Here is a 22646-nt window from a genome sequence, read left to right on the forward strand (position 1 = left end):
CCCTTGCCATGCATTGCAGCAATTCCGGTAGGATGGAAGCCCCATGCCTTTTGACGGCCCGCTCCCATGTCCACCAACTCGCCCAAGCCCCTGGCCATCCGCGAGCGCCTTTCCGAAGTGCGCTACGAAATCCGCGGAGAACTGGCGCGGCGAGCCCGGGAGCTGGAGGCGCAGGGTCGCAAGCTGATCAAGCTCAACATCGGCAACCCCGGCGCTTTCGGCTTCCGTGCACCGGAGCACCTGCAGCGTGCGATCGCCGACGACATGGGTCGCACCGACCCGTACACCCACCAGCAGGGCCTGCCGGTGGCACGTGAAGCCATCGCGGCGTACTACGCGCGCCGTGGCGCGCCCGATGCCCATCCGGACCGTGTCTTCCTCGGCAATGGCGTCAGCGAACTGATCGACCTGTCGCTGCGTGCGCTGCTCAATCCCGGCGACGAAGTGCTGGTGCCTTCGCCCGACTACCCGCTGTGGTCGGCCTCGACCATCCTCAACGATGGCCGCCCGGTGTACTACCGTTGCGCGCCGGAGAACGGCTTCCAGCCGGACCCGAGCGAGATCGAGACGCTGGTGTCGTCACGCACCCGCGCCATCGTGCTGATCAACCCGAACAACCCCAGCGGCGCCAGCTACCCGCGCGAACTGCTCGAGCGCGTGGTCGAGATCGCACGCCGCCACAACCTGCTGCTGCTGGTCGATGAGATCTACGACCAGATCCTCTACGACGATGCGGTGTTCCAGCCGGTCGCGCCGCTGGCCGGCGACCACCCGTGCCTGACCTTCAGTGGCCTGAGCAAGGTGCACCGCGCCTGCGGCTGGCGCGTGGGCTGGGCCCACCTCAGCGGAGACGATGCCCGACTGGGCGACTTCCGCGCCGCGCTGGACCTGTTGGGCGCGCTGCGCCTGTGCGCCAACGTGCCGGGCCAGTACGCCATCGAGGCCGCGGTGAACGGCCCGGACACCATTTCCGAGCTGTGCACGCCGGGTGGCCGCCTGTATGAGACCCGCCGTGCTGTGATCGAGGCCTGCGAAGCGAGCGAGAATCTGTCGCTGGTCGCACCGGCCGGTGCGCTGTACGCGTTCCCGGCCGTGATCGGCGCCGCTGCGAAGGGCTTCGACGACCACAACTTCGCGCTGGACCTGATGAACAACGAAGGCGTGCTGGTGGTACCGGGTTCCAGCTTCAACGTGCCCTACCGCCACCATTTCCGCGTGACCCTGATGCCGGAAGCTTCGGTGATGCGCGATGTGTTCGCGCGCATCGACCGCGTGCTGGCGCGGCGTGCCGAGGACGCCACCAAGGTCGTGCCGTTGAAGCCACGCCGTTCGGTGGCCTGACCTGTGACCCTGTCCTACCTGGCGCTGGGCGATTCGTACACCATCGGTGAAGCGGTTGCAGTCGAAGGCCGCTGGCCGCACCAGCTGGCCGCGGCGCTGCGTGCGCAGGGCATCGACCTGTCCGATCCGCAGACCATCGCCACCACCGGCTGGACCACCGACGAACTCGACGCTGGCATCGATGCGGGTGCACCGCAGGGACCGTTCGATTTCGTCAGCCTGCTGATCGGCGTCAACAACCAGTACCGCGGACGTCCGCTGGACGAATACCGCAGCCAGTTCCAGGCGCTGCTGCAGCGGGCGATCGGCTTCGCGGGCGGTGATGCCGGCCGCGTGCTGGTGCTGTCCTTCCCCGATTGGGGTGCGACCCCGTTCGGTGCCGGCAGTGGCCGCGACCTGGCCACCATCGAGATCGAAACCGACGAGTACAACGCGGCCGCCGAGGTGATCAGCACCCAGCAGGGCGTGGCCTTCGTCGACATCACCGACATCAGCCGTGCCCACGGGGACAACCCGGCGATGATCGCCGACGACGGCCTGCACCCGTCAGCGCGGATGTACGCACTGTGGAGCGCACGCGCGCTGCCGGTCGCCGCGCACCTGCTTGGCGGAACGGACTGACGCGATGGATGGCACGCCACGGAACGGCCTCCCCCTGCCCTGCACACCCCTGAGCGCCGCGCAGGCCCGCACGATCGCCGAGGCGTTCCGCCCGGCACGGGCCTGGGGCAGCCGTCGCGACTACTACTACACCCGCGGCAAGCTCGGCAGCGACCCGCTGTACGACGGCGTGCTGCAGCATCTCCCTGACGACGGGCAACCGCTGCTGGACCTGGGCTGCGGGCTCGGCCTGTTCGCCCATGTGCTGCGCCAGCGCGGCGGCAGCCAACCCTACCTGGGCGTGGACGTGGATGCCGGCAAGATCGCGCGCGCCCGGCGTGCCGCGACCGGCCTGCACGATGTGCGCTTCGACTGCCTGGACGTGCAGGCACCGCTGCCAGCGCAGGCCGGGCATGTCCTGCTACTGGATGTACTGCAGTACCTGGATGCGGGCCCACAGCAGGCACTGCTGCGCGCGGCCAGTGCACGGGTCGCTCCCGGCGGCCGCCTGCTGCTGCGCACGCCGCTTGCCACCGGCGATGGCCGCGACCGCACCACGCGCGTGGCCGATCGGCTGGCATGGATGGTCGGCTGGATGGGTACGCGGCCGCGCCACTACCCCGACCTGCAGGTGCTGCAGGCGACACTGGCCGAAGCGGAATTGCAGGTGACATCGCCACGCCCCCTGCATGGGCGCACCCCGTTCAACAGCTGGCTGCTGGTGGCCCAACGCCCTGCGCTGTAGAGCGGAGCCCAGGCTCGGCTGCTCGATACGGCCACGGCCCGAAGCTATCCGGCCGGCAACTGCGCCTTCAACCCACGCTCGTCCAGCGCCTGCAGCACGCGTTCGATGATCGCCAGGTTGTGGCCGTGGGCGGCCCCCTCGTGCAGCAGCACGATGGCACCTGGACGCAGGTCCGGCAGCAGCCGGTCGAGCACGCCCTGCGCCGTGCAGCCGATACCGTCGAAGCCGCGCGCGCTCCAGCCGACCCGGACCAGGCCCAGCCGCTGCAGCACCGGTGCCACGAACGGATTGGTCATGCCCACCACCGAACGGTACCAGCGCACCGGGCGGCCGCTTACCGCCTGCAGGGCATGCTGGCAGCCCTCGATCTCGGCGCGCATCGCCGCCGGGCCCAGCCGCCAGAAGCGCGCCTGCGGGTGGCTGTGGCTGTGGTTGCCCAGGTCGTGGCCGCGGCGCAGGATCTCCTGCACCAGCTGCGGCTGCGCCAGCGCGCGCTCGCCCACCAGGAAGAAGGTGGCACGGGCCTGGTGGCGGTCCAGCAGGTCGAGCACGGCACGGGTTTCCGGGCCAGGACCGTCATCGATGGTCAACCAGACGCTGTTGCCGGCCTCCGGCATCCGGCTCAGCACCGGCGCGTAGAAGCGGCTGTTGGGCAGGAAGACCGGCACCATGAACAGGGCGTGGCTGGCCACCATCAGCGGCAGCCCCCAGTGCCAGCCGGCCAGGGCCCAGGCCAGGATCACGGCCAGCTGCGACGCCACCAGCCAGGGCAGCCAGCGCCAGGGCCGGGTCGGGATGCGATGCAATGTTCCTGCGTTGCTCATCCCCCATGATGCCATGGGGGTTAGAATTGATGATTCGAATTCCCGGAACCCCGACGTCCATGTCCCTCGATCCCGCCCTGCGTTCGCGCATCGAATCCATCCTCAACGCCAACCGCGTCGTGCTGTTCATGAAGGGCCAGCCGTCGATGCCGCAGTGTGGTTTCTCGGCCAAGGCCGTAGGCGCCCTGCAGGACCTCGGCGTCGAGTTCGCCCACGTCAACGTGCTGGCCGACCAGGAAATCCGTGAAGGCATCAAGGCCTATGGCGACTGGCCGACCATCCCGCAGCTGTACATCGACGGCGAACTGGTCGGCGGCAGCGACATCGTGCTGCAGATGGCCGCCAGCGGTGAGCTGAGCAGCGTGCTGGGCCTGGCTGCGCCGGACCGTACCCCGCCGAGCATCACCGTCACCCCGGCCGCCGTGGAAATGCTCAAGGGCGCGCTGGCCGATGCCCCGGGCGCCGCCCTGCAGCTGTCCATCGACGCCGGCTTCCAGCCGAACTTCCAGCTGGCCCCGCACGACGAGGGCGCCATCGCCACCGAGTCCAACGGCCTGCGTGTGCAGTTCGACCTGGCCAGCGCCCGTCGTGCCAACGGCATCACCATTGACTGGGTGGACGACATCCGCGGCAAGGGCCTGGCCATCGACAACCCGAACGCGCCCAAGCCGGTGCAGGAAATCAGCGTGCGCGATGCCGACGACCTGGTGCGTGCAGGCAACATCACCCTGGTGGACGTGCGCCCGGCCGACGAGCGTGAAATCGCCGCTGTGGGCGTACCGTTCAAGACCTTCGACGGCAACGGCCGCGCCGCGCTGGAAGCCCTTCCGAAGGACACTGCACTGGCCTTCATCTGCCACCACGGTGGCCGCAGCGCGCAGGCCGCCGAGCAGTTCCGCGCCCTGGGCTTCACCAAGGTGTTCAACGTCACCGGCGGCATCAACGCCTGGTCGGAAGACGTCGACAACGGCGTGCCGAAGTACTGATCGGCACTGAAAAAGGGGACGGAGGGGATTAAGTCGTTTGTGGCAATAACGACTTAATCCCCTCCGTCCCCTTTTTCTTAGCCGGCGAAACCGCCTTCGGCCAGGTAGTCCAGTTCTTCCGGCGAGGGAATGCGGCCCAGCACGGCGTTGCGGTGCGGGAAGCGACCGAAGCGGCGGATGATGTCGCGGTGCAGTTCGGCGTACTGCAGGTATTCCTTGTCACCCAGCACGTCGAACATCGCCACCGAGCGGTCCTGGTCCAGCGGATCCTCGGAATGCTCGAACGGCAGGTAGATGAAGGCGCGCAGCTTGGGCACCAGCTGCAGGTCCAGGCCTTCCTCGATCGCGCGCATGGCGTAATGGCGGGCCAGGCCATCGGTGGCGTAGGAATGGGCGGTGCCGCGGAAGCAGTTGCGCGGGAACTGGTCCAGCAGCAGCATCAGCGCCAGTGCGCCATCGGCACTGCCCAGCCAGTGTTCGCGCGCGCGCGAAGCCGCCGCGTAGTGCTCATCCAGGAACAACTGGCGGAACTGCGCGTCGAACGCATCGTCGCGGGCGAACCACTTCGCAGGGCCCGCCTCTTTCCAGAAATCCACCACTTGCGCGGCAACGTCCATCACCTACTCCCCAGGGCTGGCGCGCCGCCAGGCCATCATCATCATTCGTCGAAGCGCAGGTGTCGGACCGACTTGCCGTTGCGCCGGATAAGCTTAAGCGCCTCGATACCGATCTGGATATGGTTTTCCACGAACTGGGAGCTGACCTTGGCATCGGAGGCCTCGGTCTTGACCCCGTCGGGGATCATCGGCTGGTCCGATACCAGCAGCAGCGCACCGCTGGGAATGTGGTTGGCGAAGCCAGCAGCGAACACGGTAGCGGTTTCCATGTCGATGGCCATGCAGCGCATCGCCCGCAGCCGCTCCTTGAACGCCTCGTCGTGCTCCCAGACCCGGCGGTTGGTGGTGTAGACGGTGCCGGTCCAGTAGTCGTGGCCGAGGTCGCGGATCATGGTCGAGACCGCACGCTGCAGCGCGAACGCCGGCAGCGCCGGCACCTCCGGCGGCAGGTAGTCACCCGAGGTGCCCTCGCCACGGATCGCCGCGATCGGCAGCACCAGGTCGCCCAGCTGGTTCTTGCGCTTGAGGCCGCCGCACTTGCCCAGGAACAGCACCGCCTTGGGCATCACCGCCGACAGCAGGTCCATGATGATCGCGGCATTGGGGCTGCCCATGCCGAAGTTGATCATGGTGATGCCGTCGATGGTGGCACTGGCCATCGGCCGGTCCAGGCCGATGACGGGGGCACCGGTCAGCTCGGAAAAGGTGTGCAGGTAGCCGCCGAAGTTGGTCAGCAGGATGTGCTGGCCGAACTGGTCCAGGGGCACGCCGGTGTAGCGCGGTAGCCAGTTGTCGACGATTTCCTGCTTGCTCTTCATGGGCGGTGGTCCGGTGTACGGCGTGGGAACCGGCTATTTTCAGCCAGCCGGGCGGCCCCGTCGAGGCATTGCCGGCACGCGTGTGAAGAAGGTCACTTGGCAAGCACGCCGCCGTCCGGCTAGCGTCGGCGGCTGGACTACGCTGCGAGGGGAACTGCATGGCATCGACGTTGTTGCGCGCCGGGGTGGCACTGGCGCTGCTTTCATTGAGCACGGCGCCAGCGGTGGGCGCCTCGCGCTTCGTCGCCGATCCCTACCCCAGCACCTACCAGGCCCATCCCGATGCGCCGGTGCTGATCCAGAACGCCACCGTGCTGACCGGTACCGGCCAGCGCCTGGACAATGCCGACGTGCTGCTGCGCGAGGGCCGCATCGTCGCGGTCGGCCGCCAGCTGCAGGCCGATGCCGGCGTCACCCGCATCGACGCGCAGGGCAAGTGGGTCACCCCGGGCCTGATCGACGTGCATTCGCACCTGGGCGTGTACCCCAGCCCCGGTGTCGGCGCGCACAGTGACGGCAACGAAATGACCGCGCCGGTCACCGCCAACGTCTGGGCCGAGCACTCGGTATGGCCGCAGGACCCAGGCTTCGCCACCGCACTGGCCGGCGGCGTGACCAGCATGCAGGTGCTGCCCGGCTCGGCCAACCTGGTCGGTGGCCGTGGCGTGACCCTGAAGAACGTACCGGCCATCACCTACCAGGCGATGAAGTTTCCCGGCGCACCGTGGGGGCTGAAAATGGCCTGCGGCGAGAACCCGAAACGGGTCTACGGCGAAGGCAAGGGCGTGGCCCCGGCCACGCGGATGGGCAATGTCGCCGGCTACCGCGCCGCCTTCATCGATGCCGCCGACTACATCGCCAAAAGCAAACCCAAGCCGGCCAAGCGCAAGGGCTGGTTCGGCAGCGACAAGGGCGACAGCGCCGGTGACGCCGGCGGCAAGCGCGATCTCAAGCTGGACACGCTGGCTGGCGCGATCGAAGGCGACATCCGCGTGCACATCCACTGCTACCGCGCCGACGAGATGGCCACCATGCTCGACCTGGCCAAGGAATTCGGTTTCAAGGTGGCCGCCTTCCACCACGGCGTGGAAGCCTACAAGCTGGCCGACCGGCTGGCCGCCGATGGCGTCTGCGGTGCGCTGTGGGCCGACTGGTGGGGCTTCAAGATGGAAGCCTTCGATGGCATCCCCGAGAACATCGCGCTGGTCGACCGCCCGAAGAACAGCTGCGCCATCGTCCACTCCGACTCGCCCGAAGGCATCCAGCGCCTGAACCAGGAAGCGGCCAAGGTGATGGCCGCCGCACGCCGCGCACGCATGCCGGAGATCACGCCCGAACACGCCATCACCTGGATGACCGCCAACGCCGCCAAGGCGCTGGGCATTGAAGGCCAGACCGGCACCCTGGAGGCGGGCAAGATGGCCGACGTGGTGGTGTGGAATGGCAACCCCTTCAGTTCGTATGCGCTGGCCGAACAGGTCTTCGTCGATGGACGACGCCTGTACGACCGCAGTGCGCCGGCAGCAACGCCGCGTTCCGATTTCCAGCTCGGCCAGGAGGTGCACTGATGGGCGCGTTGAACAAGCGTCGCCGGGCATGGCTCGGCCCGATCGTCATGGTGCTGGCCTGCATCTCCGCATCCGCACAGGCACAGGACCTGCTGGTGCGCAACGCGACGGTGCATACCGCCAGCACGCGCGGCAGCCTGCAGAATGCGGACGTACTGGTGCAGGGGGGCATCATCCGTGCGGTGGGCAACGGTCTGGCCGCGCCGGCCGGCGCCACCGTGGTCGAGGCCAACGGCCGGCCGCTGACCCCGGCGCTGTTCGGGGGTATCACCGAGATCGGCATCGAAGAGGTTTCCGGCGAAGCGAGCACGGTCGACAGCACGTTGAAGATCGGCGAGCAGCCGCTGCGCCCGGAATTCGATGTCACCCTGGCCTACAACCCGGCCTCGGTACTGATCCCGGTAACGCGACTGGAAGGCATCGGCTTCACTGCACTGGGCGCGGCCACCGGCGGCGGCTTCGTGGCAGGCCAGGGCGGCGTGATGCGGCTGGACGGCAGCGCCGACCCGATCGGCCCGCGCGCCCTGTTCCTGCGCATCGGCGCAGCGGCCTCCGAACTGACCGGGCATTCGCGCGCCGCGCAATGGATGCTGCTGCAGCAGATGATCGACGAAGCACGCGGACAGGTGGCCGCGGACTCGCCGCACGCGCTGCTGACGCCTGCCGGGCGCCGCACGCTCAGCCGCTACCTGGCCGGCCAGGGCCGCATCGTGGTGGAAGCGGACCGTGCCGCCGACATCCGCCAACTGCTGCGCTGGGCCGCCCGCGAGAAGGTGAAAATCGCCATTGCCGGTGGCAGCGAAGCCTGGCAGCTGGCGCCGGAGCTGGCGGCCGCGCAGGTGCCGGTGTTCGTCGACGTGCTGTCCAACCTGCCGGCCAGCTTCGACCAGATCGGGGCCACTCTGGAAAATGCGGCACGCCTGCAACGTTCCGGCGTAGCCGTCTCGTTCGTGCAACGGGGCGACGCCTCCCACAACGCACGCAAGATGCGCCAGCTGGCGGGCAATGCCGTGGCCAACGGCCTGCCCTGGGCCGACGGCCTGGCCGGGTTGACCCGGGTGCCTGCACAGGCCTTTGGCGTGGGCGACCAGATCGGCAGCATCGAACCGGGCAAGCGCGCCGATCTGGTGCTGTGGGAGGGCGACCCACTGGACGTGGCGCACTATGCCGAGCAGGTCTGGCTGGGCGGTCGTGCAATGCCGATGCGCTCGCGCCAGACCGAACTGCGCGACCGCTACCTGCAGCGCAACGCGCACCCCTGACTGCCTGCAAGGAGCCGCCAATGGCCACGCTGCGCTGGTACTTCGACTTCGTCTCGCCCTATTCCTACCTGCATTGGCAGAAGCTGAAGCAGCTGCCCCGGTTCGCCCAGATCCAGACCGTGCCGATCGCCTTCGGCGCGGTCCTGCACCACCTGGGCAACCTCGGGCCGGCCGAGATTCCGGCCAAGCGCCGCTTCATCTACCGCCAGCTGCTGTGGACCGCGCAGGCCGAAGGCACACCACTGCGGTTTCCGCCGGGTCACCCGTTCAATCCGTTGTCGGCGCTGCGCCTGTGCCTGGCGGCGGGTGGCAGCGTGCAGGCAGTGGACGTGCTGTTCGACTGGATCTGGCGCGACGGCAATGCCGCCGACAGCGCCGAGGCCCTGCGCGAACCGGCTGCACGGCTGGGGATCGAGGATGTCGCCAGCGCCATCGCCGCCCCGGCGGTCAAGGAGCAGCTGCGGCGCAACACCGAGGCCGCCATTGCCGCCGGCGTGTTCGGCGTGCCGACCCTGGCCATCGATGGCGAACTGTTCTGGGGCAACGACGCCCACCCGCTGATGGCGGCGGTGCTGGCCGACCCTGGCCTGCTGCAGCAACCCGAGTGGCAGCGCCTGGCCAGCCTGCCGGTGGCGGTGCAGCGCAGTCGCTGAACAGGGCGTGGCGCGTTTCCCTCGCGCGCCCCGCCATGTTTTGAGATAGATTTCACGTTTCCGAACCTACAACCGCCCTGGAGGGGGAGCCGCGGATGCGCATCGGAATCGTCGTCGACTCGGCCTGCGACCTGCCGCAGGACTTCATTGCCGAGCACAACATCGTGCTGCTGCCGATCACTGTACGGATCGGCGAAGCCGTGCTGGCCGATCATCGCGATGAGCAGGCCACCCTGAGCTTCCTGCACGCGCATGTGGCCGAACATGGTGCTGAAGCGGAGACCATCCCCTTCAGCGTCAACCAGATCCGCGACCTGTTCCTGCAGCAGCTGGTGATCGATTACGACCACGTGTTCTGCATGACCATCACCAAGACCCGCAGCCCGATCCACGACAACGCGCTGCAGGCCAGCTTCGCCATCCTCAATGATTACAAGCCGGTGCGGCAGGCGGCGGGCTACAACTCACCGTTCGCGCTGCGCGTGCTCGATACCCAGAACCTGTTCGCCGCGCAGGCGGTGACCGCGGTGGAGGCGGTACGCCTGCGTGGCAGTGGCGCCAGCGTGCAGCAGATCCGCGAACGGCTGGAAGAACTGGCCGGCAACGTGCACGGCTACATGGTCACCCGCGACCTGTACTACATGCGCGCACGTGCACGGCACAAGGGTGACCGCAGTGTCGGCCTGCTCAGCGCCGCGCTGGGCAGCGCACTGGACATCAAGCCGGTGCTGCACGGCTACCGTGGCGAGACCGGGCCGGTGGCCAAGATCAAGGGTTTCGACAGTGCCGTGCAGAAGCTGTTCGCGGTGGTCGGCCAGCGCGTGCGTGTCGGGCTGATGACGCCAACGGTGTGCGTCAGCTACGGCGGCGAACTGGACGAGCTGCGCACCCTGCCCGGCTATGCACGGATGAAGGAGGTCTGTGCCGGCCACGGCGTGACCGTGTACGAATCGGTGATGAGCCTGACCGGCATGGTCAACGTCGGCAAGGGCGCAGTCACCGTGGGCTTTGCCGATGGGCCGCATCGGTTCGAATGAGCGCTGGCCGCGGCCGGAATCTGCACATCGATTCCACCGCGGTTGTGCCAGCCTTGCCGCACTTCAAGGAGAACTCCATGCCTGCGCAGTACCACATCAGCCTGCCCGACCCGTCCAAGGCCCGCGGCAATGACCCCGACCTGTCTTTCCATTCACAGGGCGCCGCCGGTTTCGCCGAAGAGCTGCAGGACGCCCTGCGCAACGGCACGCTGTTCGAGCGCTGGAAGGCCAAGCAGCCCGACCCGGATGCGGTGGAACCGCAATGGGGCGTGACCGATCCGGATGCCACCGTGACCGGCGAGCAGAAAGACCTGCGCATCAACCTGGTCGCCACCACCCGCATCGACAGTGACGTGTTCAAGCAGCGCCTGCGCCTGCTGGCTGGCCATCACTGGGAACTGCGCGACGTGCGTTGAGGCCAGGCCCTGGCAGTGCCGGCCGCTGGCCTGCAACCGCAACAACCATGAAGGTGCCGGCCAGCGGCCGGCACTCCCCCGACGATTCCCTACCAGCCGCCACCCAACGCGCGGTACAGCTCCACCCGTGCAATCGCCGCCGTGGCCTGGCTGTTGGCCAGCGCGGCCTGGTTGTCCAGCGCGATGCGCTGGGTGCTCAGCACATCCAGCATGTCGACCACACCGGCCTGGTACTGCCGGCGCGCCGCAGCCAGTGCGGTCTCGCTCTCGTCCACGGCCACGTGCAGCTGCACGGTCCGCTGCTGCTCGGCGGCATAGCCATCGATGGCGTCATCCACTTCATGCCAGGCCTGCAGCACGGTGCGGCGGAACTGCAGCGCCGCCTGTTGCTGCTGCAGCCGGCTCAGCGCCAGGTTGGCCTTCAACCGCCCGCCCTGGAAGATCGGCACGCTGATCGACGGCCCGATGCTGAAGCGGTGCGCGTTCCAGCCATCCAGATCATCCAGCTGTCTGGCCTGGAAGCCGGCATCGCCATTCAAGGTGATGCGCGGCAGGAAACTGGCCTTGGCCACGCCGATGCCGGCCGTTGCCGCATGCAATGCCGCTTCGGCACGACGGATGTCCGGGCGACGCTCGGCCAGTTCACTCGGCACCCCCACCGCCACGGCCGGCAACGCCGGCCAGTCACGGCGCACGCCCTGCAGCTGAGCATCCAGCGCCTGCGGCGGTTGCGCCAGCAGGAACGCCAGCGCGTTGCGCAGCTGCGATTCGCGATGCCGCAGCGGCGCGATGCGCGCCTGCAACGATGCCACCTGCGCGGCCGCACTGGACACCTGCAGCATGCTGGCCACGCCCTGTTGCTGGCGTGCCTCGGTCAGGCGCTTCATGTCGAGGGCGATGCTGAGGTTGTCCTCGGTGATCGCCAGCAGCTGCCGCGTCGCGCGCAGCTGCAGGTAATCACGCGCGGTTTCCGCCAGCAGCGCGATGCGCACCGCATGTGCATCTTCCTCGGCCATCTGTACGCGTGCGTCCGCGGCTTCCACCTGGCGACGCACGCGACCCCACAGGTCCAGCTCCCAGCTCAGGCCGATACCGGCCTGGAACAGCCCGTAGTCGTCGCGGCCGCCGTTGCCGGACGGATCGTTCAAGCCCACTTCGCTGTTGCGTGCACGCACGCCACTGGCGCTCGCGCTGACGCTGGGCAGCCGGTCGGCGGCGCTGATGCCACGCGCGGCGCGGCTCTGCTGCACGCGGTTGGCGGCCAGCTGCAGGTCCAGGTTGGCCGCCAGCACCTGGCTGGCCAACCGCCCCAGCAGCGGATCGTCGAAACCGGCCCACCAGTCCGCGTCCTGGTCGATGGCGCTGCCGGCGACAGCTTCTCCCTGCCAGTGGCTGGGCAGTTCTGCCTGCGGGCGTACGAAGTCCGGACCCATCGTGCAGGCAGCCAGGGCCGTACACAGGCTGGCCGCAACGACGGTGCGGAACACGGTGACGGCGCTCATGCACCCTCCCCGCTCTTGTGCCCCGGACGGTGCTGCACGCTCTGCGCGCGCGCGCGGCTGCCCAGGTCAACGCGGGCTTCCACCGACATGCCGGCACGCAGCTGGTCCAGCAGTGGCTGGCCCGGTTCCAGCACGATCTTCACCGGAATGCGCTGCACCACCTTGGTGAAGTTGCCGGTGGCGTTTTCCGGTGCGACGGCGGCGAAGGTGACGCCGGTGGCCGGTGCGATGCTGTCGATGTGCCCGCGCAGCGGCTTGCCCGGGAACACGTCCACCTTCAGCTCGACCTGCTGGCCGGCCTGCATGCGGGTCATCTGCGTTTCCTGGAAGTTGGCGACCACAAAGGCGCGCTTCAGCGGCACCACCGCAGCCACCGGCGTCCCCGGGGTCAGGTAGGCACCCACGCGCACTGCGCGACGACCAACCATGCCATCGATCGGTGCACGCAGCACGGTGTGCGACAGATCCAGTTCGGCGCGTGCCTGCGCCGCCTCGGCACGCTGTACCGCCGCCTGCGCGGCCTGCACGCCAGCGCTGAGGATGCCGGTGCGCTGGCGCGCGGTCGACAGCGCAGCCTGGCCCTGCTGCAGGTGGGCACTGGCCACGGCCTGCTTCGATTGCGCCTGCTGCGCGTTCTGTACGGTACCGGCGCCGTCGCGGGCCAGTTCGCGGTAACGCTGCTGGTCGGCGCTGGCCAGGGTCAGTTCGGAACGGCTGACATCGACGCTGGCCCTGGCCTGTTCGATCAGCGAGTCCTGCTGGGCCAGTGCGGCCTGTGCGTTGGCCAGCTGTGCACGGGCGTTGGCGAGGTCGGCACGGGCTGCCTGCAAGGCCACCTGGTAGTCGCGATCGTCGATGCGGGCGAGCACGTCGCCGGCCTTCACCGGCTGGTTGTCCTCTACGTCCACGGCACTGACGAAGCCCGGAATCTTCGGCGCCACCAGCGTGTAGTCGGCCACGACATAGGCATTGTTTGTGGTCTGGTGGCCGCCGTCGCGCAGCAGCAGCCAGGCGCCGATGGCCAGCGCCAGAACGCCCAGGCCCAGGCCGGTATTGAGAGTGGTTCGATTGATCGTCATGAGGGGGTTCCTGCGAAAGGTTCAGGCCACGGCACGTGGCGGATGGATGCGGGTGGGCATCCAGGCAATGAGGGGAATGAAGGCCAGTGCCACCAGCGCGACCACCCAGTACAGGTCGGCCGAGGTCAGCGCCTGTACCTGTGCATGCAGGCGCGCGCCCAGCTGCGGGCCCTCGGCCAGCCACGGTTGCTCGCCAAGGCGGTCGACCAGCACGGTGGAATGGAAATGACGGCGGCCCTGCGCGACGGCATCCAGCACGCCACTGGCGAGCACTGCAGCGAAGCCCTTGACCGTGTTGAACCACGCCGAGGCAAACGGGCCGTCCTGCGGCGCCAGGCCGCCGGTGGCCAGCATCAGCAACGGCAGCACCGCCATCGGCTGGGCGAACACCTGCAGCAGCTGCACCCACAGGAAGTTGTCGCGGATCCAGGTCACATCCAGGTGCGAGCCCAGCCAGCAGGCCAGGGCCAGCATCGCCAGGCCCGTGGCCTGCACCCAGCGGCAGTCCACCGCGCGGATGTTCAGCAGCGCCGCCACCAGCGGCAGCGCGATCACCTGTGGCAACGCCACCCACAGCAGCATCGGTGCGGTCTGCAGCGGTCGGTAGCCCTGCACGCTGGCCAGGAAACCGGACGGGATCGAGATCACTGCCAGCAGCACGAACAACACGCCGCCCAACGTCACCAGCGAGTAGCTGAGGTTGCGGTTGGCCAGCAACTGCAGCTTGAAGAATGGCAGCGGGTGGAACCATTCATTGATCATGAACAGCACCATCAGGCCGGCACCGCCACCAATCATCAGCGTGATCATCGGCGAGTCGAACCAGTTCAGGCGCGGGCCCTGCACCAGGCCCAGCACCAGCAGCACCAGCGCCGGCAGGCCCAGCAGCAAGCCGGCCGTATCGAACTGGGCGAAGCGTTCCAGCCGCAGCGGGTCCTGCGGCAGGCCCCAGCTGACCATCGCCATGGCCGCCAGGCAGTACGGCACGATCTGCCAGAACGCCCAATGCCAGCCCACCTGCTCGACCCAGAACGCGGCCAGCGGCGTGCCCATGCTCGGGCCGAACGTCGCCGTCAGCGCGTAGCCGGCCAGGCCGTACAGCTTGATGCCCGGCGGCAGGAAGCGCAGCGCCACGCTCATCAGCAGCGGCGGTAGCGCGCCACCGCACAGGCCCTGCAGCGCGCGCAGCAGCAGGAACACCTGCAGGTTCGGGGCAAGCGGGCACAGCACGCCCAGCACCATGAAGCCACTTATCATCGCCAGCGCGAAACGGCGCAGCGAGAAAGTGGCGGCACACCACGGTGCGAAGGCCATCGCGCTGACCGACATGGCGCTATAGAGGGCGACGATCCAGCTGCCGTCATCGACGCTGAAACCCATCGCACCGCGGATGTCGGCCAGGGCGACCTTGGTGATGTTCTCGTTGAAGCCCGACACCAGCACCGCCAGCAGCACGCCGCACAGGCCGACCAGGACGCGGCGGTCGAGCCCGGGGGCGGCGGCAGGACGGGGCGCTGCAGCGGCCGGGACAGCGGCGGCCGGCGTACTCATCGCCGGGCACCAATCCGTGCAGGGCACGGCATGTTGGGGGTCATTGGAATGCGCTCAGTGAAACTCCGGGGAGCGCAGTCTAGGGAGCCGGTAACGTGCAAAAAATGGCGTCACCGGCATCGCAGGCGTGCGTCGGGCGCACGCCCGTAACCTCAGCGACGGATGTCCTCGACGCTTTCGCACATGGTCTTGATCGAGCGGCGCAGCCACTGGTGGGCAGCGTCGTTGTCCAGGCGCGGGTGCCAGGCCTGCACGATGGCCGCCGTGCGCACCGGAATCGGCAGCGGGAACAGGCGCAACGGCAGGCGCATGCTGATGATGCGCTCCAGCATCACGCTCGGCATCTGCGGCAGGATCAGGTCCGATTCGGCCGCCGCGAAAATCGCACCGTGGAAGGTCGGGCTGATCAGTGCCACCCGTCGCTGCAGGCCGAGCGCGGCCAGGTCGTCATCGATCGGTCCGCGTGGCAGGCCACGGCGCGACACCGCGATGTGATCGCAGGCGGCAAAGCGTTCGGCACTGATCTCGCCATCGAACAACGGATGGTCCTCGCGGGCAGCACCCATGAACGAGGTACTGAACAGGTTCTGCACCTTGGTGTCGGGCGCGTGCTTGCCGGCGGTGCTGATGTACAGATCGATCCGGCCCTGCGCCATCGCATCATCATCGGTATCGCCTTCAGGCACGAAGCGCAGTACCGCGCGCGGCGCCTGCTGCCGGAATATCTCGCGCAGGCGACCGCCAAAGCCACCGATGAAGACATCGTTGGCACGCACGTTGAAGGTGCGCTCAAGGGTACCCACGTCGATCTCGCGGCCCGCATGGAAAACACGGTGGGCCTGTTCGATGACGTCGCGGACCTGCTCGCGCAGCTGCAGGGCGCGCGGCGTGGGCGCCAACCCGCGACCGGCTCGCACCAGCACCGGGTCACCCAGGGCGGTACGGATCCGGCCGAGGGTACGGCTCATCGCCGGGGCGCTCAGGTTCATCCGCCGCGCGGCGGCGGCCACGCTGCATTCGTCGATCAGCACGTCCAGTGCCAGCAACAGGTTCAGGTCCGGCAGGGGCATGACAGTCTCCCGTAAATCAGATGACTCTACGACACGTGTAACCTCAGTGGATTGCGTTATACGCATTCATTGACTGCCGCGCACGGCATGGGTGCGCGCGGAGACATCGGCGACCATCCCCGGCCTGCCAAGGAGACATCCATGTTCAACACCCTGCTGGTCGCCCTGGACGGCGGCCCCCAGCACGCACGCGTGCTGGACCTGGCCGCGGCCATCGCCGGCCCGCGCAGCCGCCTGCACCTGCTGTGCGTGCTCGACCCCGAATTCGCGCTGGCCGCCGATGCCAGTGAAGCCGACCGCATCGAGTACCCGGAAGCCGCGCGCCAGCGCTCGCGGGCCGAGGCGGTGCTGGCCGAAGCCCTGGCCGAGCTGCGCGAGCGCGGCGTCGACGCCATCGCGCAGATTCCCTCCGGCGATCCGGGCGAAGTGATCAGCGAGCAGGCCCGGCGCCTGAAGTGCGACCTGATCGTGATCGGCCACCGCCATCTGTCCCGCCTGGAACGCCTGTTCGAACCCTCGATCGGGCAATGGACCATCGACCACGCGCCCTGTCCCGTGCTGGTGGAAACCCGCGACCCACAGCCCTAGCAACCATGGCTTCCCGTTCCCCGTTGTTTCCCACCCGGGTCAGCTACCGTGCCTTCGGCCGCCAGTTCGGCCGTGGCGAGCAGGCGCTACTGGTGGCGATACGCCAGCTGGGTGACCCTATGCTGCAGCCCGAAGGGCTGGCCGGCTTGAGCCACCTTGGTCTGGACCGCGAGGGCCGCGATGCGTTCGTCGCCCTGCTGCCATTGCTGGCCGCGCCCGCCGCCCCGATCGACCTGCTACCCGCCGGCTCTCCCTTCATTGCCGCCAGCGAACTGGACCTGCTGGTCTGTCTGCTGCGCATTGCCCAGTGGCAGCATGCACGCCCCCGCGAGGACGACGCGCTGGCAACGTTGCGCCAGCAGTTGGCGCGCTGCGCACGTGCTGTCCACGCGGCGAACCTGACGTTGCGACAGCGCTCGCTGTCACCGGTCGGGCTGAGATTGCTGGACCCGGCCGGCTGGCTGCGTCAGCGCTGAACCCACGCGCGGACGCGGCCGCATGGCATTCAGCAGTCGATCGTTCCGTGTGCGCTGCCTTCGTCGTCAAGCACCTGCGCATGCAGTACCACCCGGTTGCGGCCGGCGCGCTTGGCGGCGTAAAGGCCGGCGTCGGCATCGGCCAGCAGCTGGTCCGCACTGGCCAGCGCGGGCGGGTGCAGGTAGCCCACGCCAACGCTGATGCTCACCCGCCCCTCCGGCAGCGGCAGCACTTCCACTGCCTCGCGCAGGCGTTCGGCCAGTGCCAGCACGCCCGACAGCGGGCTTGCCGGCACGATCACCGCGAATTCTTCGCCGCCGTAACGCGCAACACTGTCGCCGCCGCGACCGGCAATGACCTTCAGCACCGCAGCCACCGCCTGCAGGCAGCGGTCCCCGGCCGGGTGCCCGTGCTGGTCGTTGAATGCCTTGAAGTGATCGATGTCGACCAGCAGCAGGGCCAGCTCGCTGCCGCTGCGGCGCGCCCGGTTCCACTCCGCCTGCAGCAGTGCGTCGAACTGGCGACGATTGGCCACGCCGGTCAGGCCATCCTGGCGCGCCAGCTGATCCAGCGACGCCTGCCGTTCCATCAGGTCCATCTGCAGCAGGATGCTGCGCAGGCCGAAGCCCAGCGTCGCCACCACGAAACCGGTGACCGCCAGAGGCCGTGCGTGGTCGACCACCAGGGTGCCCACCACCAGCAGCAGCAACGGCAGGATCATCGGCCCGGCCGCCTGCACTGTGCGCGCCAGCCGTGGATGCGGCATGGAGGCCGGCAGCGGCGTATGGCTCAGTGCCAGCAGCGCCAGCAGCAGGAACGGCAGATCGATCAGCAGATCGTTGTAGGCACCGAAGGAATCCTCCGAGGTGAAGTGGTTGATGTAGTAGGCCACCACCAGGTAAGCCAGCGCGTAGAGCGCCAACGCGCGGAAGAAACTGCGCCGCTCGGGCACGTCAACGGCCAGCCATCGCACCACCGCGAACCCGGCGATGCACAGGTTCTGGATGTCGAACAAGCGTTGCATGCTGGCCATCGCCGAATCATCGACGTCGATACGGGCGGCGAACGATTGCGCATGCACGAAGAACAGCACGCCCAGCAGCGCCGCCATCGCGGCATCGATCAGGCTGATGCTCATCCGCTCGCGGCGCGCGCGGGCCAGGATGAACACCAGCGGGACGCCGTACAGCACGTACAGGAACAGGCTGGCCTGCGGCGTCGCATCCGCGCGCCCTGCCCCCAGCGCGTCGATCATGTTCATGACCATGCCGCCCGCCCACAGCAGCAGCGCCAGTGCGGTGGCACGCCAGCCCAGCGCGGCACGGTCACGACGCGCCCGCCACAGGCAGGCGGCCGCAGCCAGCAGCGGCGCCCCGGCCAGGAACACGAAGGAACCCGCGCCGGTCACCCCAGGCCACACGGTGACGACCAGGCCATGGCACACCACGTACAGCAGCGCCAGCACTACCGGCATGCTTCCCCCGATCCGCAAGGCCGTATGCGCGCACGATAGCGCGGCAGCGCGCCACAAGGGCGTGATCCACCGCAGAAAACCCGATTGGACACACCGGCGCCGGAGGGTGCCGGCCGGTGGCCGGCACTACCGGACTGCGTTCAGCCCTGCAGGGCCTGGGCGTGGTGGGCGATATGCTCGCCGATGAAGCTGCCAATGAAGTAGTAGCTGTGGTCGTAACCCGGCTGCAGGCGCAGGGTCAGCGGATGGCCTGCGGCATTGCAGGCTTCCCGCAGGCGCTGCGGCTGCAGCTGGCTCTGCAGGAACTCATCCGCCTCGCCCTGGTCGACCAGCAGCGGCAGGCGCTCGCCGGCCACGGCGATCAGCTCGCAGGCATCCCACTGCGCCCAGTCGGCCGGGTTGTCCCCCAGGTAGGCATGGAACGCCTTCTGCCCCCACGGCACATGGCTGGGCGCGACGATCGGCGAGAACGCCGACACGCTGCGGTAGCGCCCCGGGTTGCGCAGGGCGATCACCAGCGCGCCATGGCCGCCCATCGAATGGCCACTGATCGCGCGCCCATCGGTCACCGCGAAGTTCGCCTCGATCAGCGCCGGCAACTCCTGCGCCACGTAGTCGTGCATGCGGTAGTGCTTCGCCCACGGAGCGCGGGTGGCATTGAGGTAGAAGCCTGCCCCCTTGCCCAGGTCGTAGCCTTCGGCATCGGCCACGTCATCGCCCCGCGGGCTGGTGTCCGGCGCGACGATGATCACCCCGTGCTCGGCTGCGTAACGCTGCGCGCCGGACTTGGTGATGAAATTCTGCTCGGTGCAGGTCAGGCCGCTCAGCCAGTACAGCACCGGCAGTTTCTGTGTTTCCGCCTGCGGCGGCAGGTACACGGCGAACTGCATGTCGCAGCCCAGCGTGGCCGAATGATGGCGGTAGACGTCCTGCCAGCCGCCGAAACAGGCGCGATGTTCAATGCGTTCCATGGGTTCCTCCGGAAGAGTGGCAGGCACGGCGGCCTGCCACCCGGCGTTGCTCAGTAGTGGACCACCGAACGGATCGACTTGCCTTCATGCATCAGGTCGAAGGCTTCGTTGATCTTGTCCAGGTCCATGGTGTGGGTGACGAACGGCGCCAGTTCGATATCGCCCTTCATCGCGTCTTCCACCATGCCCGGCAGCTGGCTGCGGCCCTTCACGCCACCGAAGGCGGTGCCCATCCACTTGCGGCCTGTCACCAGCTGGAACGGGCGGGTGGAGATTTCCTGGCCGGCACCCGCCACGCCGATCACCACGCTCTGGCCCCAGCCACGGTGCGCGCATTCCAGCGCCGCACGCATCACGTTGACGTTGCCGATGCACTCGAAACTGTGGTCCACGCCCCAGGTGGTCATCTCGACGATGACCTGCTGGATGGGCGTGTCGTAGTCCTTCGGGTTGATGCAGTCGGTGGCGCCGAATGCGCGCGCCAGCTCGAACTTGGACGGATTGGTGTCCACCGCGATGATGCGGCCGGCCTTGGCCTGGCGCGCGCCCTGGATCACCGCCAGGCCGATGCCACCGAGGCCGAACACCGCCACGCTGTCGCCTTCCTGCACCTTGGCGGTGTTGTGCACCGCGCCGATGCCGGTGGTGACTCCGCAGCCGAGCAGGCAGACGTGCTCCGGGTTGGCTTCCGGATTGATCTTCGCCAGCGACACCTCGGCCACCACGGTGTACTCGCTGAAGGTCGAGCAGCCCATGTAGTGGTACAGCGGCTCGCCGTTGTAGCTGAAGCGGCTGGTACCGTCGGGCATCACGCCCTTGCCCTGGGTGGCGCGCACCGACACGCACAGGTTGGTCTTGCCGCTCTTGCAGAACAGGCACTCGCCGCACTCGGCGGTGTACAGCGGAATCACGTGGTCGCCCGGCTTGACGCTGGTCACGCCCTCGCCCACCTCCACCACGATGCCGGCGCCTTCATGGCCCAGCACCACCGGGAACAGGCCTTCCGGATCATCGCCGGACAGGGTGAACGCATCGGTGTGGCAGACACCGGTGTGGGTGATCTTGACCAGCACTTCGCCCTTCTTCGGCGGGGCGACGTCGATCTCGACGATCTGCAGCGGCTGGCCGGGACCAAAGGCGACGGCGGCACGGGACTTCATGGGTGGTTTCTCCAGAGACAGGCAATGACAGGATGGGCGGCGCCATGTTGCGCCGTCGTTTATTTCAGGTACGAGCGGATCAACGCGCTCATGTCGCGCACGCGTTCGGCGCGTTGTTCGTCAGAGGCCGCAGGCTGGCCGAACTCCTCGCGCAGATGGGCCTCCATCACCTCGGACATCAGGCCGTTGACCGCGCCACGGATGGCGGCGATCTGCTGCAGCACCGGCCCGCAGTCGGCTCCGGCTTCCAGCGCGCGGTCCAACGCATCGCACTGGCCGCGGATGCGACGCACGCGGGCCAGGACTTTTTTCTTCTCTTCGGGGGAGTGCGGCATGGCGAGGCCACCTCGGAACTATACTGGGGGATAGTATACATAGAAGCCTATGACTTGACGCAAATGGCTTTCTGAAACAGCCTTGAATCCAACCGAATCAATTACTTGCGACGATCCAGCGGCCGCCAACACTGTGTCAGGCAAGCTCTGGGTCGGCAACAGCTGGAATCAAACAATGGGTATTGGCATCCAACTCGGGCGCATCACCGATGAAATCGGCAGCAGCGATTTTCTGTATGCGTTCTTCTCGACAATCACCGGCAATCTGGAACCGGATGGATGGGGAAGCCGCTTCCCGATCATCATGAAGCAGCTCTATGCCGGCTGCGTGCAGAAATCAGATGCGGCCACCGCGCTGTCCGAGATGTACGTCATCCGCACTGAGCTGGCCGAAATGCAACCGACCCATGCCATCTGGTCGTTCGATGATCGAGCGCAGCGTCCGCCGTGGGGGGACGATATCGCTCCCGATATCGACAGCTTGGCGACCTATTTCGTCACTGCACATGGGCGTGATCTGATTGCGCTTCTGATTGATGTGCTTGAAGCACTCCAGGATGGCGAAGACACGTCCGCCCGGATCGTCAGCTACTGACGCCCTGGGCTCAGTCAAACACGCCCTGAGCCGCCAGCCGCGCCAGCTCGTCCACCACATAGCGCACCTTCGGCCGCAGGTGGCGGGTCGGTGGCCACAGCGCATGGATGTCGATGTGCCGCTGCATGTGTGCGTCCAGCACCGAGTGCAGCACGCCGGATTCCAGATGACGGCGCACCAGTGAAATGGGCATCTGGCAGATGCCCAGCCCGGCGATGGCCGCTTCGATCACCGCGTCGCCGTCGTTGAGCTGGTAGGCCGCGTTCGGGACGAACGTTCCCTCGGCATCGTCACTGCCAATCCGCCACCACACCGGCTGCCCGTGGCGGAAGCCAACGATGCTGCGGTGCTGCGCCAGTTCTTCCACGGTAGCCGGCACGCCATGCGCCTGCAGGTACTCCGGCGATGCGCAGGTGACCAGGCGTTGGCGGCCCAGCCGACGCGCGACCAGGTGCTCTGCGTGGTGCAGGCCGCCGAAACGGATCAGCAGGTCGATGCCCTCTTCGACCGGATCGACGAAGTGATCGGTGAAGGTCATCGTCAGCTGCAGGTCCGGGTAGTGCCGGCACAGGCGCAACAGCACCGGCAGCACCACCAGGCGCCCGAACGAGGACGGCATGTCGATGCGCAGCCGTCCGCTGGGCAGGCCGGCCGAACCCAGGCAGGCCTCGGCGGCGGAGATCTCTTCCAGCGCCGCCGCACACGATGCGTAGTACGCCTCGCCGTCGGTGGTCAGCGCGATGCGCCGCGTGGTGCGGTGGAACAAACGCACGCCCAGCCGCGCTTCCAGCCGGGCGATGGCCTTGCCCACCGCCGAGCGCGAGATGCCCAGCGCGTCGGCAGCCTCGGTGAAGCTGCCCGAGCGGGCCGTGGTGACGAACGTGACCAGGCCATTCAACGATTCCAGCGGCAGCATCTCTCACCCCACATTGGGGACAAATAGTCCCGTCCGAAGGGAGATCGAAGCGCTTTATGCG

General features: G+C 68.0%; 24 protein-coding genes. 12 read left to right on the plus strand and 12 right to left on the minus strand.

Annotation, left to right across the window (positions count from 1 at the left end; genetic code table 11):
• The first annotated feature begins 66 nt into the window (after positions 1-66).
• The 3 genes from B9Y82_RS15230 to B9Y82_RS15240 are packed head-to-tail and all read left to right on the plus strand — an operon-like array spanning position 67 to position 2686.
• On the plus strand, positions 67-1341 hold the full coding sequence (locus tag B9Y82_RS15230; RefSeq protein WP_100473878.1) for a pyridoxal phosphate-dependent aminotransferase: 1275 nt from the start codon (positions 67-69) through the stop codon (positions 1339-1341).
• Positions 1342-1344: 3 nt separating this feature from the next.
• Positions 1345-1962, plus strand: coding sequence for an SGNH/GDSL hydrolase family protein (locus tag B9Y82_RS15235; protein ID WP_100473879.1), 618 nt, complete (start codon positions 1345-1347; stop codon positions 1960-1962).
• A gap of 4 nt (positions 1963-1966) precedes the next feature.
• Positions 1967-2686, plus strand: a complete 720-nt coding sequence (locus tag B9Y82_RS15240; RefSeq protein ID WP_100473880.1) for a class I SAM-dependent methyltransferase — start codon at positions 1967-1969, stop codon at positions 2684-2686.
• A 44-nt stretch (positions 2687-2730) separates the two neighbouring features.
• Here the strand turns inward: B9Y82_RS15240 and B9Y82_RS15245 are convergent, their stop codons facing one another.
• Entirely contained in the window at positions 2731-3510 is a 780-nt protein-coding gene (locus B9Y82_RS15245; protein ID WP_100473881.1) for a polysaccharide deacetylase family protein, read from the minus strand.
• 59 nt (positions 3511-3569) lie between these two features.
• On the opposite strand from B9Y82_RS15245, the gene grxD reads away from it, so the two are divergent.
• Positions 3570-4496: a Grx4 family monothiol glutaredoxin gene (gene grxD / locus B9Y82_RS15250; protein ID WP_100473882.1), complete on the plus strand. Its 927-nt coding sequence runs from the start codon at positions 3570-3572 to the stop codon at positions 4494-4496.
• 77 nt (positions 4497-4573) lie between these two features.
• Here grxD and B9Y82_RS15255 read toward each other — a convergent pair whose 3' ends face one another.
• Together B9Y82_RS15255 and B9Y82_RS15260 are read right to left on the minus strand one after the other, a co-directional pair.
• Entirely contained in the window at positions 4574-5113 is a 540-nt protein-coding gene (locus tag B9Y82_RS15255; protein ID WP_100473883.1) for a DUF924 family protein, read from the minus strand.
• A gap of 41 nt (positions 5114-5154) precedes the next feature.
• The gene (locus tag B9Y82_RS15260; RefSeq protein ID WP_005414446.1) at positions 5155-5931 is read right to left on the minus strand and encodes an AMP nucleosidase; all 777 of its coding nucleotides are present in this window, start codon (positions 5929-5931) and stop codon (positions 5155-5157) included.
• Positions 5932-6089: 158 nt separating this feature from the next.
• Between B9Y82_RS15260 and B9Y82_RS15265 the strand changes: the two genes are divergently transcribed.
• The 5 genes from B9Y82_RS15265 to B9Y82_RS15285 all read left to right on the plus strand — a co-directional run bounded on the left by B9Y82_RS15265 (position 6090) and on the right by B9Y82_RS15285 (position 10867).
• Complete coding sequence (locus B9Y82_RS15265; RefSeq protein ID WP_100473884.1) at positions 6090-7499, plus strand: amidohydrolase; 1410 nt, start codon at positions 6090-6092, stop codon at positions 7497-7499.
• Positions 7499-8761, plus strand: a complete 1263-nt coding sequence (locus tag B9Y82_RS15270) for an amidohydrolase family protein (protein WP_100473885.1) — start codon at positions 7499-7501, stop codon at positions 8759-8761. The genes B9Y82_RS15265 and B9Y82_RS15270 overlap by 1 nt, the downstream gene beginning before the upstream one ends.
• 20 nt (positions 8762-8781) lie before the next feature.
• Positions 8782-9414: a 2-hydroxychromene-2-carboxylate isomerase gene (locus B9Y82_RS15275; RefSeq protein WP_100473886.1), complete on the plus strand. Its 633-nt coding sequence runs from the start codon at positions 8782-8784 to the stop codon at positions 9412-9414.
• A gap of 95 nt (positions 9415-9509) precedes the next feature.
• The gene (locus B9Y82_RS15280; RefSeq protein WP_100473887.1) at positions 9510-10451 is read left to right on the plus strand and encodes a DegV family protein; all 942 of its coding nucleotides are present in this window, start codon (positions 9510-9512) and stop codon (positions 10449-10451) included.
• Positions 10452-10528: 77 nt separating this feature from the next.
• Entirely contained in the window at positions 10529-10867 is a 339-nt protein-coding gene (locus B9Y82_RS15285) for a hypothetical protein (RefSeq protein WP_040007100.1), read from the plus strand.
• Positions 10868-10956: 89 nt separating this feature from the next.
• On the opposite strand, the gene B9Y82_RS15290 is transcribed toward B9Y82_RS15285, so the two are convergent.
• The 4 genes from B9Y82_RS15290 to B9Y82_RS15305 all read right to left on the minus strand — a co-directional run bounded on the left by B9Y82_RS15290 (position 10957) and on the right by B9Y82_RS15305 (position 16069).
• Positions 10957-12369 carry an efflux transporter outer membrane subunit gene (locus B9Y82_RS15290; RefSeq protein ID WP_100473888.1) on the minus strand — a complete coding sequence of 471 codons (1413 nt, stop codon included), beginning with the start codon at positions 12367-12369 and terminating at the stop codon, positions 10957-10959.
• Entirely contained in the window at positions 12366-13448 is a 1083-nt protein-coding gene (locus B9Y82_RS15295; RefSeq protein ID WP_100473889.1) for an HlyD family secretion protein, read from the minus strand. The genes B9Y82_RS15290 and B9Y82_RS15295 overlap by 4 nt, the downstream gene beginning before the upstream one ends.
• A 21-nt stretch (positions 13449-13469) precedes the next feature.
• Entirely contained in the window at positions 13470-14999 is a 1530-nt protein-coding gene (locus B9Y82_RS15300; protein ID WP_100473890.1) for an MFS transporter, read from the minus strand.
• Positions 15000-15151: 152 nt separating this feature from the next.
• The gene (locus tag B9Y82_RS15305; RefSeq protein ID WP_100473891.1) at positions 15152-16069 is read right to left on the minus strand and encodes a LysR family transcriptional regulator; all 918 of its coding nucleotides are present in this window, start codon (positions 16067-16069) and stop codon (positions 15152-15154) included.
• Between the two features lie 141 nt (positions 16070-16210).
• Here B9Y82_RS15305 and B9Y82_RS15310 point away from each other — a divergent pair, with 141 nt between their 5' ends.
• Both B9Y82_RS15310 and B9Y82_RS15315 read left to right on the plus strand, forming a co-directional pair.
• On the plus strand, positions 16211-16657 hold the full coding sequence (locus B9Y82_RS15310) for a universal stress protein (protein WP_100473892.1): 447 nt from the start codon (positions 16211-16213) through the stop codon (positions 16655-16657).
• A gap of 5 nt (positions 16658-16662) precedes the next feature.
• A complete protein-coding gene (locus B9Y82_RS15315; RefSeq protein WP_100473893.1) occupies positions 16663-17133 on the plus strand; it encodes a hypothetical protein in 471 nt (156 codons plus the stop codon).
• 29 nt (positions 17134-17162) lie between these two features.
• Here the strand turns inward: B9Y82_RS15315 and B9Y82_RS15320 are convergent, their stop codons facing one another.
• From B9Y82_RS15320 to frmR, 4 genes are all read right to left on the minus strand, one after another.
• On the minus strand, positions 17163-18608 hold the full coding sequence (locus B9Y82_RS15320; RefSeq protein ID WP_100473894.1) for a GGDEF domain-containing protein: 1446 nt from the start codon (positions 18606-18608) through the stop codon (positions 17163-17165).
• A 140-nt stretch (positions 18609-18748) separates the two neighbouring features.
• Positions 18749-19579, minus strand: coding sequence for an S-formylglutathione hydrolase (gene fghA / locus B9Y82_RS15325; protein WP_100473895.1), 831 nt, complete (start codon positions 19577-19579; stop codon positions 18749-18751).
• Positions 19580-19629: 50 nt separating this feature from the next.
• Positions 19630-20739 carry an S-(hydroxymethyl)glutathione dehydrogenase/class III alcohol dehydrogenase gene (locus B9Y82_RS15330; RefSeq protein WP_100473896.1) on the minus strand — a complete coding sequence of 370 codons (1110 nt, stop codon included), beginning with the start codon at positions 20737-20739 and terminating at the stop codon, positions 19630-19632.
• A 59-nt stretch (positions 20740-20798) separates the two neighbouring features.
• Complete coding sequence (frmR, locus tag B9Y82_RS15335) at positions 20799-21074, minus strand: formaldehyde-responsive transcriptional repressor FrmR (RefSeq protein ID WP_005411009.1); 276 nt, start codon at positions 21072-21074, stop codon at positions 20799-20801.
• Positions 21075-21156: 82 nt separating this feature from the next.
• On the opposite strand from frmR, the gene B9Y82_RS15340 reads away from it, so the two are divergent.
• Positions 21157-21669: an Imm70 family immunity protein gene (locus B9Y82_RS15340; RefSeq protein WP_238381617.1), complete on the plus strand. Its 513-nt coding sequence runs from the start codon at positions 21157-21159 to the stop codon at positions 21667-21669.
• A gap of 10 nt (positions 21670-21679) precedes the next feature.
• Here B9Y82_RS15340 and B9Y82_RS15345 read toward each other — a convergent pair whose 3' ends face one another.
• Entirely contained in the window at positions 21680-22585 is a 906-nt protein-coding gene (locus B9Y82_RS15345) for a LysR family transcriptional regulator (protein WP_100473898.1), read from the minus strand.
• Positions 22586-22646 lie beyond the last annotated feature (61 nt).

The organism is Stenotrophomonas maltophilia, from assembly GCF_002799155.1.
GTDB classification, from domain to species: Bacteria; Pseudomonadota; Gammaproteobacteria; order Xanthomonadales; family Xanthomonadaceae; genus Stenotrophomonas; species Stenotrophomonas maltophilia_R.

What these genes read in the sequence shown, in the direction of transcription:
- B9Y82_RS15300 (WP_100473890.1), bottom strand. Translation starts at nt 14,999, where the DNA reads ATGAGTACGCCGGCCGCCGCTGTCCCGGCCGCTGCAGCGCCCCGTCCT.
- B9Y82_RS15240 (WP_100473880.1), top strand. Translation starts at nt 1,967, where the DNA reads ATGGATGGCACGCCACGGAACGGCCTCCCCCTGCCCTGCACACCCCTG.
- B9Y82_RS15230 (WP_100473878.1), top strand. Translation starts at nt 67, where the DNA reads ATGTCCACCAACTCGCCCAAGCCCCTGGCCATCCGCGAGCGCCTTTCC.
- B9Y82_RS15310 (WP_100473892.1), top strand. Translation starts at nt 16,211, where the DNA reads ATGTTCAACACCCTGCTGGTCGCCCTGGACGGCGGCCCCCAGCACGCA.
- B9Y82_RS15295 (WP_100473889.1), bottom strand. Translation starts at nt 13,448, where the DNA reads ATGACGATCAATCGAACCACTCTCAATACCGGCCTGGGCCTGGGCGTT.
- B9Y82_RS15290 (WP_100473888.1), bottom strand. Translation starts at nt 12,369, where the DNA reads ATGAGCGCCGTCACCGTGTTCCGCACCGTCGTTGCGGCCAGCCTGTGT.
- B9Y82_RS15285 (WP_040007100.1), top strand. Translation starts at nt 10,529, where the DNA reads ATGCCTGCGCAGTACCACATCAGCCTGCCCGACCCGTCCAAGGCCCGC.
- B9Y82_RS15280 (WP_100473887.1), top strand. Translation starts at nt 9,510, where the DNA reads ATGCGCATCGGAATCGTCGTCGACTCGGCCTGCGACCTGCCGCAGGAC.
- B9Y82_RS15275 (WP_100473886.1), top strand. Translation starts at nt 8,782, where the DNA reads ATGGCCACGCTGCGCTGGTACTTCGACTTCGTCTCGCCCTATTCCTAC.
- B9Y82_RS15265 (WP_100473884.1), top strand. Translation starts at nt 6,090, where the DNA reads ATGGCATCGACGTTGTTGCGCGCCGGGGTGGCACTGGCGCTGCTTTCA.
- B9Y82_RS15315 (WP_100473893.1), top strand. Translation starts at nt 16,663, where the DNA reads ATGGCTTCCCGTTCCCCGTTGTTTCCCACCCGGGTCAGCTACCGTGCC.
- B9Y82_RS15260 (WP_005414446.1), bottom strand. Translation starts at nt 5,931, where the DNA reads ATGAAGAGCAAGCAGGAAATCGTCGACAACTGGCTACCGCGCTACACC.
- B9Y82_RS15270 (WP_100473885.1), top strand. Translation starts at nt 7,499, where the DNA reads ATGGGCGCGTTGAACAAGCGTCGCCGGGCATGGCTCGGCCCGATCGTC.
- B9Y82_RS15305 (WP_100473891.1), bottom strand. Translation starts at nt 16,069, where the DNA reads ATGCCCCTGCCGGACCTGAACCTGTTGCTGGCACTGGACGTGCTGATC.
- B9Y82_RS15245 (WP_100473881.1), bottom strand. Translation starts at nt 3,510, where the DNA reads ATGAGCAACGCAGGAACATTGCATCGCATCCCGACCCGGCCCTGGCGC.
- B9Y82_RS15345 (WP_100473898.1), bottom strand. Translation starts at nt 22,585, where the DNA reads ATGCTGCCGCTGGAATCGTTGAATGGCCTGGTCACGTTCGTCACCACG.
- B9Y82_RS15255 (WP_100473883.1), bottom strand. Translation starts at nt 5,113, where the DNA reads ATGGACGTTGCCGCGCAAGTGGTGGATTTCTGGAAAGAGGCGGGCCCT.
- frmR (WP_005411009.1), bottom strand. Translation starts at nt 21,074, where the DNA reads ATGCCGCACTCCCCCGAAGAGAAGAAAAAAGTCCTGGCCCGCGTGCGT.
- B9Y82_RS15330 (WP_100473896.1), bottom strand. Translation starts at nt 20,739, where the DNA reads ATGAAGTCCCGTGCCGCCGTCGCCTTTGGTCCCGGCCAGCCGCTGCAG.
- grxD (WP_100473882.1), top strand. Translation starts at nt 3,570, where the DNA reads ATGTCCCTCGATCCCGCCCTGCGTTCGCGCATCGAATCCATCCTCAAC.
- fghA (WP_100473895.1), bottom strand. Translation starts at nt 19,579, where the DNA reads ATGGAACGCATTGAACATCGCGCCTGTTTCGGCGGCTGGCAGGACGTC.
- B9Y82_RS15320 (WP_100473894.1), bottom strand. Translation starts at nt 18,608, where the DNA reads ATGCCGGTAGTGCTGGCGCTGCTGTACGTGGTGTGCCATGGCCTGGTC.